Origin of the sequence: Janthinobacterium sp. EB271-G4-7A (assembly GCF_020858075.1) — a bacterium.
Classification (GTDB): Bacteria; Pseudomonadota; Gammaproteobacteria; order Burkholderiales; family Burkholderiaceae_D; genus Janthinobacterium; species Janthinobacterium lividum.
In genome coordinates this window covers 2314548-2327871 of record NZ_JACYMI010000001.1, presented here as the reverse complement: position 1 = coordinate 2327871, position 13324 = coordinate 2314548, and the positions used below count along the sequence as shown (strand labels likewise).

Below are 13324 nucleotides of genomic sequence, written 5' to 3'. Positions count from 1 at the left end.
TGGCATGCCGGCAAGACGTATCAGAGGAAGGACTCTAATTGCCGGGGCGCATGGGCCATGCCGGGCACGAACGCCGCCAGCACTTCGCCCAGCTCGGCGTTTGAATCCACCACGCAAAAAGCGTCGTCGAACGCGTAATGACGGTTCATGGGATTGCGCACGACGATGCATTCCAGTCCGGCCGCGTTGGCGGCGCGCAAGCCGCGCGGCGAGTCTTCCACGGCCACGCAGTCGGCGGCGGCCAGGCCCAGGCGCTGCAAGCCCAGCTGGTAGCCATCGGGCGCCGGTTTGCTTTCGCCATACATTTCCCGCGTCAGCACGAAATCGAAGTGGCCGAGCAAATCCGTGCCCGCATGGCTGATGTCAAAGTGCTGCGCATACGCGCTGGTGACGACGCCCATCGCCACGTGCGGGCGCAGCGCCGCCAGCACTTGCCCGATACCGGGCATGGCCAGCTGGCGCGCCTGGCGCAGGCGTTGCGCAAACAGCACGGTGCGCTCGGCCCGCAGGCGTTCGACCAGCTCGATCTCATGGCCCTGCCCCAGCAGCACATGCCAGGCGCCGTAGTTATTATCCAGGAACCAGTCAAAGAATTGCTTCGGCGTCAGGTCTATGCCATAAGGCAAAAGCAAGTCGCGGTTGCTTTCGTAAAACAGCTGCTCGGTGTTGACCAGCACGCCATCGTTGTCCCACAGCACGCCCTGGATGGTTTTCATGGCTTGTTGTCGTTCAAAAACTTACTTGAAGAAGATGTCGTAGGACAACTTGACGATCAGCAGTACCAGCAACACGAGGAAGAGGATGCGCACGAAGGCGGCGCCGCGGCGCACGGCGATCCAGGTGCCCGTCAGCGCGCCCAGGATATTGCACACAGCCATCGGTGCGGCCACGGCGTACACCACGTGGCCGGCAGGGATGAAGAAGGCCAGCGCGGCCACGTTGGTGGCGATATTCACCAGTTTCGAGCAGGCCGAGGCGAGGATGAAATCGAAGCCGAAGACGCGGATAAACAGGAAAATCAGGAAGCTGCCCGTGCCCGGCCCGAACAGGCCGTCATAAAAGCCGATGGCGCCGCCGATGACGATGGCGAGGATACGTTCGCGCGATCCGATGGGGCGCGCTTCGCGCGTCGTGCCGAAATCCTTCTTGATGAAGGTGTAGATGGCCATGATGATGATCAATACCAGCACCATGGGGCGCACCACCTGTTGCGGCACGTAGGACACGGCGGCCGCGCCGATGAAGGACATGACGAAGGCGCTGGCCACGGCCGGCAACACCAGCAGCCACGGGATGTGCACCTTGCCGATAAACGAGCGGGCGGCAAACGTGGTGCCGCAGGCGGACGCCAGCTTGTTCGTGCCCAGCAAGGAGGTCGAGGCCATGTTCGGCATCAGGTTGAACAGGGCCGGCAGCTGTATCAGCCCGCCCCCGCCCACGGCGGCATCGATCAGGCCGGCAAAGAAGGCAAATAAACACAGCAGCGAGATGGTCAGCATGATAGGCAGTAAGGAATGGGCGACAGCGGCAGTATAGGCGCCGTGGATTTTTCCGGATGCAACTTCATATTGCGGAAAACGCAATCAGGCGTAACGCTTGACGGAATGCGCCCCATGCGGTCTACTGGCCTCTTTTGCCAGGAGCCGCACGATGTCGATGAAACTGATGTGGGAGATCCGCGCCTTCTGCACCGTGGTCGAAAAGCGCAGCTTCATCCACGCGGCGCGCATGCTGGGACGCTCGCCGTCGGCCGTCACGCGCGCCATCCAGTTCCTCGAAGACGCCATCGGTGCCGAGCTGATCCTGCGCACGCAAAAGCAGTTCACCCTGACGACGGCCGGCGAAACGTATTACGCGTCGGCCAAGCACTTGCTGGAAACGCAAGCCGAGGCGGAAGACCAATTGGCGGAATTGAGCAATTCGCCGCAAGGCTGGGTGCGCCTCTCGGCACCGGAAATCCTGTCGCTGGGGTTCTTGCCGAAAGTGGTGGCGCAATTTTCGCGCGACTACCCGAATGTGTCGGTGGACATCCATTTCTCGGACAAATCGATCGACCCCATCCAGGAAAAGCTGGACTTTGCCATCCGCGGCGCGTTTCCCCAATCCAGCGAGCTGATCGGCTATCCCCTGTGGAATTACCGCCGCTACATGTATGCCTCGCCCGACTATATCGAGCGCATGGGCGCGCCCGAGGAACCGGAGGAGCTGGCCGGCCACGACATCATCATGCACTCGGCCCCCCGCATCCTGCGCGACTGGCATTTCGTTTCCAGCGAGCGCAACGTGCGCTACCAGGTGCAACCGCGTTTCCGCTTCACCTCCGGCATCGCCACCTTCCAGGCGGCCCTGGAAGGCGCCGGCATCGTGCGTCTGGCCAGCTGGCTGGCGGAACCGGCCGTGGCAGCGGGCACCTTGCGGCGGGTCTGCACGGCATACCGTCTCACGTCGTCGAAGGAGCTGGACCCCAGCATCCACGCCGTGTATGGCACCTCGCGCATGGCCAAGGGGGCGCGGCTGTTTCTGGAGTATGTGCGGCAGCGGGGGCTGGAAATACCGGATGAACGTGTAATTTAAGGACTATTTCCCGACGATAGCATCGCTATACACGGCGAACTGCGCGCCATCGAAGTCAAAAGCGGCCACCTCATACATACCCAGCCGTTCATGCGCGCGCAGCGAGCCTGGATTGTCGCGCCGGATGAACAGCACCGCTTCCTTGCCCGCATGCTGCTCGCGCATGGCAGAGTACAGCAGCGCCAGCAAACCCTGCCCCCGCTCCGAGTCCGCAATGCAGACGGGGCCGTACACATAGGCGTTGCCACTGCCCGCATACGCGGCCAGCATGGCCAATACCACGGGCGCCTGCGCAGCGGCTGGCGCCGCGCTGAACAACACGCCAACGACAGGTCCGTCCGCTGCGCGCCGCGCCACGATGACGGGCGACGCGCCATCCGCCATGCTGGCCACCTTGTCGCGTGAAAACTCGCCCGTCAGGCTGCCGCCCTGCGAGGGGGAATTGGCTTGCAGCAAGGCTGTGATGGAGTCGATGTCGGCGGCCTGGGCCGTGCTGACAAGATAAGGGTGGCTGGAATGGCGCAATCTGGACTCCTGGAACGATGTTGCGGGAGCGTAGCATGAAAGCGCTAGCGCCCATGCCAGTAACGCGGCCGGCTGGCCCGATACAAGGTCACGCCGATACCGTCGCCAAACGCCAGCACCACCGCTCCTTCCACATCCGTGCGCAGCCGCGCAATACCCATGTCCCCATAGCGCGCATACACTTGCGCCTTCGGATGCTTATAACGGTTCCTGTGTCCCACCTGGAAAATCGCCAAGGTCGGATGGACGGCGTTCAGGAACGCCGGCGTCGACGAGGTGCCGCTGCCATGATGGGGCGCCAGCACTACGTCGGCGGCCAGGTCGCCCTCCGCCGAGCGCGCCAGCAATTGCGCCTCTTGCGCCGCTTCGATGTCGCCAGCCAGCAGGATCGAGTGCTTGCCTGCCGTGATTTTCACGGTGCAACTGCGGGCGTTCGGCGTCAAGCTGATGTCCGTATGGCTGGCGGGCAGCGGGTGCAGCATGGCGAAGTGCACGCCTTCCCACGTCCAGCTCTGGCCCGCCATGCAGTGCAGATAGGGTTTGTGCAACGCCCGCCGCGCCTCGATGGCGGGATGGCCATCGAACAGCGACGAGGCCAGCCAGCCCACTTGCACGTTCTCCAACAGAGACATGGCGCCGCCTGCGTGATCGAGGTCGCTGTGGGAAATGATCACGCCGTCCAGCTTGGCTATGCCGCGTGCGCGCAGATAAGGCACGATGACCCGGCTGGCGCCATCGGAATCGAGGCTGTAGGCAGGGCCCGTGTCATACAGCAGGCGGTGGCCAGGCGTTTCCACCAGCACGGCCATGCCCTGCCCCACGTCAAAGGCCGTCACCCACATGCCACCCGGTGGCGGACTGGACGGCAAGGCCGTCAGCAGCGGCAGCCAGCCCAGCATGCCCGCCCAGCGGTGCGGCCAGCCGCGTGGCGCCAGCAGCCAGGCCGTGCCAAACAATGCCCAGCAAAAACTCCACATTGGCGGCGCGGGCGCCGTCCACACGGCAAAGCGGCGCGCGCCCAGCCATTCGAGCACCTGCGCCAGCATCTGCACGATGGTGTGCGCCAGCAGCAGCAATCCGTCAGACAGGGGCGCTGGCAGCAGGCTGCCAGCCAGCGACAAGGGCGTGACGACCAGGCTGATGACAGGAATGGCCAGCGCATTGGCGACAGGCGACACGAGCGACACTTGCGAGAACAGCAGCATCGTCAACGGCACCAGCCCCACCGTCACCACATACTGCGTGTGTGCGCCCAGCGCCACGGCAGCAAGCAAACGGCGCCAGCGTCCGGCCTGCGGCGGCATGGACGCCGTGGTGCGCCCTGCCGTTGCGTACAGCATGGTGGCGACGGCGCCGAACGACAGCCAGAAGCCGGGCCACAGCACGGCCCACGGATCGAGCAGCACGACCACGCCCAGCGCCAGGCACAGGATATGGACGATGCTGGCGATGCGTCCCAGCCACAGGGCCAGCGCCACCACCAGCAACATATACAAGGTGCGCTGCGCGGGCACGCCAAAGCCGGCCAGCAGCACATACAAAAATGCCGCCAGCGCGCCGGCCAGCGCCGCCACCTTTTGCGCCGGCAGCCGCAGTGGCAACTGCCAGCCGGTAAAAAACGAGCGCCGCCACAACGTGCCGGCACCAAGCGCAAAGAGTCCCGCGATCATGGTAATGTGCAGACCGGATATCGAAATCAGATGGCTCACGCCAGTGCGGTTGAACACTTGCCAGTCCGACTGGGGAATCGCCCGCTGGTCGCCCACCACCAGCGCCACGATCACGCCCGCATACTGCTTTCCTTCCAGGCTGCGCACGATGCGCGCGCGCAATGCCGCGCGGCTGGCCTCCACCACGTTGCCGAAGCCGGGTACGAAGGCGGCCAGGCGCACGTTCGGCGTATCGGCGCGCGGCTGCGGCCGCACATAGCCCGTGGCGCGCACGCCCTGCTCCAGCAGCCACGCCTCGTAGTCAAAACCCATCGGATTCGCATTGCCGTGCGGACGCTGCAAGCGCACCGTCAGGCGCCAGCGTTCGCCCGGCTGCACGTCGCCCACCTCGTTCGTCACTTCATCACGAAAACCTGCGTACCAGGACAGGGCGATCAGGGGCGGCACCTTCGCCCCAACAGCCTTCTCCACGGCAAAATTGAAGCGCACGCCCTGCTCGAAGCGGTACGGCAGGCTGGCTACCGTACCCGTGACAACAATGTCCTGGCCTTCATCAGCCAGCGCCAGTTGCGGCGCCATGGCGGCCTGGGCCAGCCAGGCGGCCCAGTAAAAGCCCAGTCCCACGCCAGCGGCAAGCGCAACAGTGGAACGCCACCAGGAATGCCAGCGCGCATGGCGGCACAGCAGCAGTGCCGCCAGCAGCGACACGCCAGCGGTCACCCACAGCAGCACGCCCCCGTACGGCGGCAAGCTTGCCTGCGTCTGCAACCAGGCGGCGCCAGCGGCAAAGCCGAGTATCAGGGTGCGCATGGGAGCTCGCTGCGAAAAGGGCTCAACAACTGTGCCCCCTTTCTCCTCTTTACCGTCTGATCTGGCGCAATGGTGCCCTGAATAAGAAGGTTCAGTCACGCCATCCGGCACCACCGCTGGCGGAACTTTCCGCATGCTAAGATGGCCATCCGGCGCAAAGGCGCCACGACTTTGCGGATCTTGCATGACCCTACTGACAGCGGCCGAAACCTATTTACAGGACTTTCATCAAAGGCAAGTCGGCGTGACCAGCACCGCGTTTGGCCACCTGCCGGCCAGTTCCCCGGCCGGCAGCTGGGCCTCGTCCTACGACGTGCTGACCAGCCTGGTACCTGCCGTGGACACGCCATCAAGCGTGCTCGACCTGGCCTGCGGCGACGGCCATCTGCTGGGCTTGCTGGCAGCCAGACGGCAGCGCCGGCTGCAACTGCTCGGCGTCGACATGAGCCAGACTGAACTGGCCGCCGCGCGCGCCGCCCTGCCCCCGTCCGTGCATCTGCTGCAAGGCCGGGGCCAGGCTCTCGACCTGCCATCGGCCAGCGTCGATTATCTCGTCTCGCACATGGCGCTGATGCTGATGGACGACATCGAACAAGTCATGCGTGAAATCCGTCGCGTGCTGCACCCCGGCGGCCAGTTCGCGGCCATCGTCGGCCGGACGTTCTTGCTGGGCGAAGTGAACGACGTTTTCATGCGCGTGTTCAAGCCGGTCGCCAGCACCGGGCTGCCGCCGCTGCGCTTCGGCGATCGCCGCACGGGCTCCGAAGCCGGCTGGCGGGAACTGCTCGATGCCGGTTTCGCAGACGTTGAAGTCGACGACATCGATGTCCCATGGACGCCCACTCCGGGCGAACTGTGGACGGCCCTGCTGGACACCTACGATATCGACCGCCTGGACGATGGCGCCAGGCAGCGCCTGCGCGATGCGTTCCTGGATGCCGCAGCGCATCTGCAAGACAGCGATGGCAAGATCGCCACGGGCTGGGGCCTGCGCCTGGTGCGCGCGCGTGCCGCCTGAACATGCAAGCACCAGGCCCGGCCACCACCGGTCGCCCCCATCGACGGTATAATCGGCCTCGCTTACTTCAACACCCAGGCACGACATGACTTCCTCCGCACTTCCTCCCGATACTTCCACCGACATTTCCGACAGCAGCGAAGACAATAACGATGCCACCCTGGTCGCGGAACTGGGGGAACTGGCCGAGCATATCCGCCTCGTGAAGATGGAAGGCCGCGTCTTCGTGCGCTTTTCCGGCGTGGTCAAGGCGGGCCATCTGGTGGTGCCGTATGCGCTGGTACCAAGCCAGGGCGTGCTGGCGCGGCCTGCCAAGTGGCGCAAGATGGACCGCGAAACCAAGCTGGCACTGGTGCGCGAACGGGCCAGCGCGGCCGTCTTCGAAGAGCTGCGCCAGCACGTGATCGATTTCGTCGCCGATATAGCGGGCCTGAGCGAAGACGTCGACACGGACCCGATGGTTTTCCTGCATACCCTGGCCGACATGCAGACGTCGGAGCCGGCCGGCATGGTGTTCGACCGCATCCGCCAGCGTTTCAATCACGCCATAGAGCGCCAGCAGGAAGAACAGCACGCGGCGCGCACGCGCCAGAGCATCAACCTGGCCGAGTATCCGGCCTCGTTCGAGATGGCGCGCCGCCTGCCGCGCCGCTTCATCGCCCTGCTGGGCCCCACCAATTCCGGCAAGACGCACCGCGCCATGGAAGCGCTGGTGAAGGCAAAGAGCGGCATCTATCTGGCGCCATTGCGCCTGCTGGCCCTGGAAAACTACGAACGCCTGCAGGAAGCCGCGCCGCATGGCAAACCGCTGGCCGTGAGCCTGATCACGGGCGAGGAGCGCAGGGTCGTTGACGGCGCCACGCACGTGGCCAGCACGGTGGAAATGCTGGACACGAAAACCGTCGTGGAAGTGGCCGTCATCGATGAAATCCAGATGCTGGCCGACCCGGACCGGGGCGCCGCGTGGACGGCCGCCGTCTGCGGCGCGCCCGCCCACACGGTCTACCTGGTGGGGGCACCCGAAGCGCGGCGCGCCATCGAGGCGCTGGCGGAGCGCCTGGACTGCCCGCTGGAAGTGCACGTACTCAAACGCATGGCGCCCCTGTCGATGGAGCCGACGGCCGTGCGCAAGGTGCGCAACCTGCGCCGCGGCGACGCCGTCATCGCCTTTTCGCGCCGAGAAGTGCTGATGTGGCGCGACATGATCACGGAAACGGGGCTGTCAGTGGCCACCGTCTACGGCAACCTGTCGCCGGAAGTGCGGCGCGCGCAGGCGCAGCGCTTCCGCGACGGCACGGCCGATATCGTCGTCGGCACGGATGCGCTGGCGATGGGCTTGAACATGCCGATCGCGCGCATCGTCATGACCACCTGCGTCAAATACAATGGCCGCGAAGAGGAAGAGATTTCAGCCGCGCTGGCGCGCCAGATCGCCGGGCGCGCGGGCCGCTACGGCGTGCATGAAGAGGGCCTCGTGGCCGGCTACGACAACGAAACGCATGAAGTGATGCGCGCCCTGCTGAAGGAAAAGCTGCATCCGCTGAACACCAGCGGCTTTGCCGTGGCGCCCTCGCTCGAACATCTGCACCGCATTTCGTCGGTGACGGGCGAACTGTCGCTGTCAAAACTGCTGCGCCGCTTCATCCACAATATCGACGTGCCGGACGGCTTTTTCTTCCCCCGCATCACGGAAGACCAGAAGGAACGGGCCGTCTGGCTCGACACCCTGCCCCTGTCCGTGGCCGACAAGTTCACCCTGTCGCTGGTGCCGATATCGAGCAAGGTGCCGTCCTTGCAAACGGCGTGGGAGCACTGGGCGAAGAATCTGTCGCAGGGAAAAACGAGCACCTTGCGCCAGCACGCGTACGGCGGCGGCACGCAGAATCTGCAGCAGGTGGAAGACACCTGCCGCTACTATTCCGCGTATGCCTGGCTCAGCTACCGCCTGCCCGAGTTCTTCCCCGATATCGCCGTCGCGCAAAACCTGTCGCGCGATGCGTCGGAACGGGTCGACTCCATCCTGCGCGCGCACAATGCGGCTTCGCGCGGACGGTCGAAGAAGTTCAAATAAGCCTCAACCGAGTGGCCAGAACCAGACCTCGCCACAATCCCAGTAGCATTCGGTGCCGCACACCTTCACGCCGATGGACGGCAGCAGGATGTCGATATGGCCGCCCGCGCCGCCCAGGTAGCCGGGAATGCGGAAGAAGGCGACCAGGCCCTGGCGCTGGCCGATGCCGGCCATGGCGGCATCCCGGCTGAATTTTTCGGGCGCGCCGAACATCGAGGGGCTGGCCAGCATGTGCGCCAGCTTGGCCTGTCCCGGTTCGATCAGCGCGCCCCTGAACGGCCCCTTGCGGATGGCCATGCGGCCTCTGACCTGGACGCCGGCCTTGATCAGGGCCAGGCTGACGCGGATGGCGCAGGTGTTGGCAAAGCTGTCCTTGCCGATCAAGTCTTCCCAGCCGATTTCGCGGAACAGGGCTGCCTGGTCGACGGCCGCCACGCTCGAGTAATTTTCACGCAGATTGATGAATGCAGGTTTCACGTCAACCTCCCGTTGCCCCTGGTCGCCAGGGAACATCAGGCAGATTGTAGGAGGATGCTGCAGCCCCGCACTGAGCAAGGTCAAGCGATATGCATTACGGCTTGCCCGCCTCGTAATGCAGCTTCAGCACCAGCCCATTATGGTCATCGGCCATATAGATATCGCCATCCTGGCCCTGCTTCACGTCGACGGGCGCGCCCCTGCCCTGTTTGCCCTTGCGTTCCCAGTTGCTGATCAAGTCGACGGACTTGCCCATAGGCGCACCGGCCTTGTCGGGCAGCAGGGCCACCAGGCGGTGGCCGTTGCTGCGGTAGCCGTGGTAACCGATGATCAGGCTATTTTTGTACAACGCAGGGAAGCGGCTGGCCGTGTAAAAAGTCATGCCCAGCGGGGCGGCATGGCCGGGCAGCAAACGCTCCGGCGCCGCATATTGGGCGTCGCAAGCCGTCTTCGGATATTCGGGACTGGCCACATTGTCGTCGTAGCAGTACGGCCAGCCGTAGTGCCGGTCTGCCTTGATCAAATTCAGTTCTTCGTGCGGCAGGTTCTCGTCGCTTTTCAGTTGCGGCATGGCGGCCTGGATGGCGTCGCGCGAGTTTTCCGCCTGCCACAGCTCGCCCGTCGCAGGGTGAAAAGCCAGCGCCATCGAATTGCGCAAGCCGCGCGCATGCGTGCGCCAGCTCGTCACCGTGCCGGCCGGCCAGGCCATCGTGTATTCGCGGATGGCGCCCAGCGCTTCCAGGCCTTCCGCCGAAGGACAAGCCTTGGCCGGGTCGGGCGCCTTGCCATCATTTTCGCAATGGTCGGTGCTGGAGCCCACGTTCACATACAGGTCGCCCTTGGGGCTGAAGCGCATGTTCGTCAGCAGGTGCAAACCGAGGCCCGGCAGGCGCGGCGTCTTGGCCTTGCCGCCGATCACGTCGGTGAGGGTGCGCGTGGTATCGCGCAGGTCGAAGCGGAAGATACGCCCCACCTCGCCCACGTAGACCATGCCGTCCGGCCCCTGCACGATGCCGTTCGGCCGATCGAGCTTGTCGAGCAGCAGCTTGCGCTCGTAGCCGCCACCGGCCGCCTTGGGCTGCAACAGCCACAATTTACCCTGCTTCGGCGCCCATCCCGTCATATCCGTGACGAGGATGTCGCCATTCGTCAGCGGCAGCACGCCACGGGGAAATTTCAGGCCGTCGGCCAGCACGGCCACGCAAAAGCCGGCCGGCGTGGTGACGTCGAGGCGCGGCATGCCGTCGCACTGGGCGCTGGCCGTCGCCGCCATGGCGGGCGCCAACACGGTGGACATACAGGCTGCCAGGGCGCCCGCAAGCATTTTCTTGTTCATGGTCTCACTCCATCAGGGGTAGTCGGGGCATCACGGCGCGCGCATTGGCGCTGGTGGCAACGGCCACGTCGGCCAATGCCAGGCCGCGCAGCTCGGCCAGCACGGCGCCAATGCGCGGCAATTCTTCGGGGCTGTTGCGGCCCGGGTGGACCCAGCTGGGGGAAATGTCGGGTGCATCCGTCTCCAGCACGATGGACGCCAAAGGCAAGTCGGCGGCCATGCGGCGTATCTGCAAGGCGCGGGTAAACGTCATGGCGCCGCCGAATCCGAGCTTGAAACCGAGGTCGATATAGCCCTGCGCCTGCTGGAAGCTGCCGTTGAACGCGTGCGCGATGCCGCCGTTCGGGCGGATCTGGCGCGCGTGTTTGAGGACGATGTCCTGCGAGCGGCGCACGTGCGTCAAGACAGGCAAATCGAAGTCGCGGGCGATCTTCAGCTGCTCGCGCAGGAAATGCTCCTGCTTGGCGCGCATGGCCGGCTCGCACAGCATGGGGATGAAGAAGTCGAGGCCGATTTCGCCGATGGCGACAAAGCGCGGGTCGTTCATCGCCAGGGCCACGGCCTCGCGCAGGGCGATCAAATCGTCTTCCGTGGCGTGTGGTACGTAGATCGGGTGGATGCCCAGCGCATAGCAGGCGTTGGGCGCCGCAGCCGCCAGGTCGCGCACGATGGCGAAATTGGCCCGTTCGACGGCGGGAATGACGATCATCGCCACGTCCTGCTGCTGCGCGCGCGCCGCCACTTGCAGCGATTCGCTGCCGAATTCATGCGCGTCGAGGTGGCAGTGCGTGTCGATCCACAGCATGGCAGCTCCTTAGTATCGCTCAGTATTGATAAGGCTGCAGCCCTTCGTCCGTCAGGCGCAGCACGCGGTCGCAGCGCTTGGCCAGCTCGATATCGTGCGTGACAATGACGAAGGCCGTGCCCAGGGTGCGCGACAATTCCAGCATCAGGTCGAAAATCTGTTCGGCCGTGGCGTGATCGAGGTTGCCCGTCGGTTCATCGGCCAGCACGCAGGCCGGCTGCGTGACAAGGGCGCGGGCCAGGGCCACGCGCTGGCGCTCGCCGCCCGACAACTCGCCCGGCGTGTGCGTGACGCGCTTGGCCAGGTTCACGCGCGTGAGGATCTGCTGCGCCAGCTCGGTGGCCGGCGCGCGCTTCATACGCCGTATCATCAAAGGCATGGCGACGTTGTCCAGCGCGGAAAACTCGGGCAGCAGGTGGTGGAACTGGTAGACGAAACCCAGCGAGGCGTTGCGCAAGTCGCCGCGTGCCTTTTCGCTGAGGTTAGCGAAGTCCTTGCCCAGCAGGGTCACCTTGCCGCTGGTGGGCGTATCGAGGCCGCCCAGCAGGTGCAGCAGGGTCGATTTGCCGGAACCCGAGGCGCCGACGATGGCGACCCGCTCGCCGCGGTGGACGTCGATGTCGATGCCGGCCAGCACCTGCACCTTGTAGCTGCCCTGCGTAAAAGTCTTGCCCAGGCCGCGGCAGGAAAGCACGGCAGAATCGGCGGAAGCGCCATTGGAGGCAGGTTTGTTCAGATCGGTCATGGTCGTAGTCAGTGGTTTATTCATAGCGCAGGGCTTCCGCAGGTTTGACGCGGGCAGCCCACCAGCTTGGGTACAGGGTCGCCAAAAAGGCGAGGATCACGGCCAGCACGCCGATCTTGGTGACGTCGGGCCAGCGCAGGTCGGACGGCACGGTGCTGATGAAATAGATGTCCTTGGAGAGGAACTGCACCCCCAGCAGATGCTCGATGAAGGGCACGATGACGTCGATGTTCATGGCCACCAGCACGCCGCCGCCCACGCCCAGAATCGTGCCCAGGATGCCCACCAGCGCGCCCTGGATCATGAAGATCTTCATGATGGAACGGGGAGAAGCGCCCAGGGTGCGCAAAATCGCGATATCGGCCTGCTTGTCCGTCACCGTCATCACCAGGGTCGAGACCAGGTTGAAGGCGGCCACCGCGATGATCAGGGTCAGGATGATGAACATCATGCGCTTTTCCGTCTGCACGGCAGCGAACCAGTTGGCATTGAGCTTGGACCAGTCGCGCAGCCACAGGTCGCCCGGCATGGTTTTTTTCAGTTCCGCCGCCACTTGCGGCGCCTGGTTCATGTCGGCCAGGCGCAAACGCAGGCCCGATGGGCCATCGAGACGCAGCAGGCGCTGGCCGTCTTCGATATTGATGAAAGCCAGACCGGCGTCGAATTCATTGTGGCCCGCCTGGAAGATGCCGCTGACGGTAAAGCTGCGCATGCGCGGCAGCACGCCGGCCGGCGTGACCTGGCCTTGCGCCAGCATCAGCGTCACTTTTTCGCCGAGGTTGACGCGCAGGGCGCGCGCCAGCTCGATGCCCAGCACGATATTGAAGGTGCCAGGCTGCAGGGCCTTGAAGCTGCCCATGCGCGTCTGGCCGGCCACGTCGGAAACGTTCGGCTCTTCCTCGGGCAGCACGCCGCGCACGATGGCGGGGCGCAGCGCATCGTCGCGCAGCAGCATGCCCTGCGTTTCCACGAACGGCGCGGCGCCCTTCACGGCCGGGTTTTTAAAAGCTTGCGCCGCTTCCGCGCGCCAGTCCGGCATGCTGCCGCTATTGTCGAACACTTCCACGTGGGCCAGCACGGACAGCATGCGGTCCGTCACCTCCTTCTGGAAACCGTTCATCACGGACAGCACGACGATCAGCGCCGCCACGCCCAGGCCGATGCCGGCCATGGAAATGAGGGAGATGAAGGAGATAAAACTGTTGCGGCCACTGCGCTTGCCGGCCCGCGTGTAGCGCAAGCCGACCAGCCATTCGAAGGGCAGATTCTTGAAAATACTCATTGTTCAGGCGG

General features: G+C 64.8%; 12 protein-coding genes. 3 read left to right on the top strand and 9 right to left on the bottom strand.

Going from position 1 to position 13324, the window contains the following annotated elements:
* Positions 1–20 precede the first annotated feature (20 nt).
* Both IGS58_RS10545 and IGS58_RS10540 read right to left on the bottom strand, forming a co-directional pair.
* Positions 21–716 carry an HAD family hydrolase gene (locus tag IGS58_RS10545; RefSeq protein ID WP_230521302.1) on the bottom strand — a complete coding sequence of 232 codons (696 nt, stop codon included), beginning with the start codon at positions 714–716 and terminating at the stop codon, positions 21–23.
* A gap of 21 nt (positions 717–737) precedes the next feature.
* Positions 738–1499: a sulfite exporter TauE/SafE family protein gene (locus IGS58_RS10540; protein WP_230521301.1), complete on the bottom strand. Its 762-nt coding sequence runs from the start codon at positions 1497–1499 to the stop codon at positions 738–740.
* 151 nt (positions 1500–1650) lie between these two features.
* Between IGS58_RS10540 and IGS58_RS10535 the strand changes: the two genes are divergently transcribed.
* The gene (locus IGS58_RS10535) at positions 1651–2574 is read left to right on the top strand and encodes a LysR family transcriptional regulator (protein ID WP_230521300.1); all 924 of its coding nucleotides are present in this window, start codon (positions 1651–1653) and stop codon (positions 2572–2574) included.
* Positions 2575–2577: 3 nt separating this feature from the next.
* Here IGS58_RS10535 and IGS58_RS10530 read toward each other — a convergent pair whose 3' ends face one another.
* Together IGS58_RS10530 and IGS58_RS10525 are read right to left on the bottom strand one after the other, a co-directional pair.
* Positions 2578–3099 carry a GNAT family N-acetyltransferase gene (locus IGS58_RS10530; protein WP_070254206.1) on the bottom strand — a complete coding sequence of 174 codons (522 nt, stop codon included), beginning with the start codon at positions 3097–3099 and terminating at the stop codon, positions 2578–2580.
* 44 nt (positions 3100–3143) lie between these two features.
* Positions 3144–5579, bottom strand: a complete 2436-nt coding sequence (locus IGS58_RS10525; protein WP_230521299.1) for a DNA internalization-related competence protein ComEC/Rec2 — start codon at positions 5577–5579, stop codon at positions 3144–3146.
* A 184-nt stretch (positions 5580–5763) separates the two neighbouring features.
* Here IGS58_RS10525 and IGS58_RS10520 point away from each other — a divergent pair, with 184 nt between their 5' ends.
* Complete coding sequence (locus tag IGS58_RS10520; protein WP_230521298.1) at positions 5764–6597, top strand: class I SAM-dependent methyltransferase; 834 nt, start codon at positions 5764–5766, stop codon at positions 6595–6597.
* Positions 6598–6682: 85 nt separating this feature from the next.
* Positions 6683–8668 carry a helicase-related protein gene (locus tag IGS58_RS10515; RefSeq protein WP_099388027.1) on the top strand — a complete coding sequence of 662 codons (1986 nt, stop codon included), beginning with the start codon at positions 6683–6685 and terminating at the stop codon, positions 8666–8668.
* Positions 8669–8671: 3 nt separating this feature from the next.
* On the opposite strand, the gene IGS58_RS10510 is transcribed toward IGS58_RS10515, so the two are convergent.
* The 5 genes from IGS58_RS10510 to IGS58_RS10490 all read right to left on the bottom strand — a co-directional run bounded on the left by IGS58_RS10510 (position 8672) and on the right by IGS58_RS10490 (position 13313).
* Positions 8672–9145: a T6SS effector amidase Tae4 family protein gene (locus IGS58_RS10510; RefSeq protein WP_070254202.1), complete on the bottom strand. Its 474-nt coding sequence runs from the start codon at positions 9143–9145 to the stop codon at positions 8672–8674.
* A gap of 94 nt (positions 9146–9239) precedes the next feature.
* Entirely contained in the window at positions 9240–10481 is a 1242-nt protein-coding gene (locus IGS58_RS10505) for a PQQ-dependent sugar dehydrogenase (RefSeq protein WP_230521297.1), read from the bottom strand.
* Between the two features lie 4 nt (positions 10482–10485).
* Complete coding sequence (locus IGS58_RS10500) at positions 10486–11283, bottom strand: TatD family hydrolase (protein WP_070254240.1); 798 nt, start codon at positions 11281–11283, stop codon at positions 10486–10488.
* 22 nt (positions 11284–11305) lie between these two features.
* Positions 11306–12031: a lipoprotein-releasing ABC transporter ATP-binding protein LolD gene (gene lolD / locus IGS58_RS10495; RefSeq protein WP_034788536.1), complete on the bottom strand. Its 726-nt coding sequence runs from the start codon at positions 12029–12031 to the stop codon at positions 11306–11308.
* 16 nt (positions 12032–12047) lie between these two features.
* Positions 12048–13313, bottom strand: a complete 1266-nt coding sequence (locus IGS58_RS10490) for a lipoprotein-releasing ABC transporter permease subunit (protein ID WP_034788539.1) — start codon at positions 13311–13313, stop codon at positions 12048–12050.
* Positions 13314–13324: the final 11 nt, after the last annotated feature.

What these genes read in the sequence shown, in the direction of transcription:
- IGS58_RS10545 (WP_230521302.1), bottom strand. Translation starts at nt 716, where the DNA reads ATGAAAACCATCCAGGGCGTGCTGTGGGACAACGATGGCGTGCTGGTC.
- IGS58_RS10520 (WP_230521298.1), top strand. Translation starts at nt 5,764, where the DNA reads ATGACCCTACTGACAGCGGCCGAAACCTATTTACAGGACTTTCATCAA.
- lolD (WP_034788536.1), bottom strand. Translation starts at nt 12,031, where the DNA reads ATGACCGATCTGAACAAACCTGCCTCCAATGGCGCTTCCGCCGATTCT.
- IGS58_RS10540 (WP_230521301.1), bottom strand. Translation starts at nt 1,499, where the DNA reads ATGCTGACCATCTCGCTGCTGTGTTTATTTGCCTTCTTTGCCGGCCTG.
- IGS58_RS10525 (WP_230521299.1), bottom strand. Translation starts at nt 5,579, where the DNA reads ATGCGCACCCTGATACTCGGCTTTGCCGCTGGCGCCGCCTGGTTGCAG.
- IGS58_RS10515 (WP_099388027.1), top strand. Translation starts at nt 6,683, where the DNA reads ATGACTTCCTCCGCACTTCCTCCCGATACTTCCACCGACATTTCCGAC.
- IGS58_RS10490 (WP_034788539.1), bottom strand. Translation starts at nt 13,313, where the DNA reads ATGAGTATTTTCAAGAATCTGCCCTTCGAATGGCTGGTCGGCTTGCGC.
- IGS58_RS10505 (WP_230521297.1), bottom strand. Translation starts at nt 10,481, where the DNA reads ATGAACAAGAAAATGCTTGCGGGCGCCCTGGCAGCCTGTATGTCCACC.
- IGS58_RS10535 (WP_230521300.1), top strand. Translation starts at nt 1,651, where the DNA reads ATGTCGATGAAACTGATGTGGGAGATCCGCGCCTTCTGCACCGTGGTC.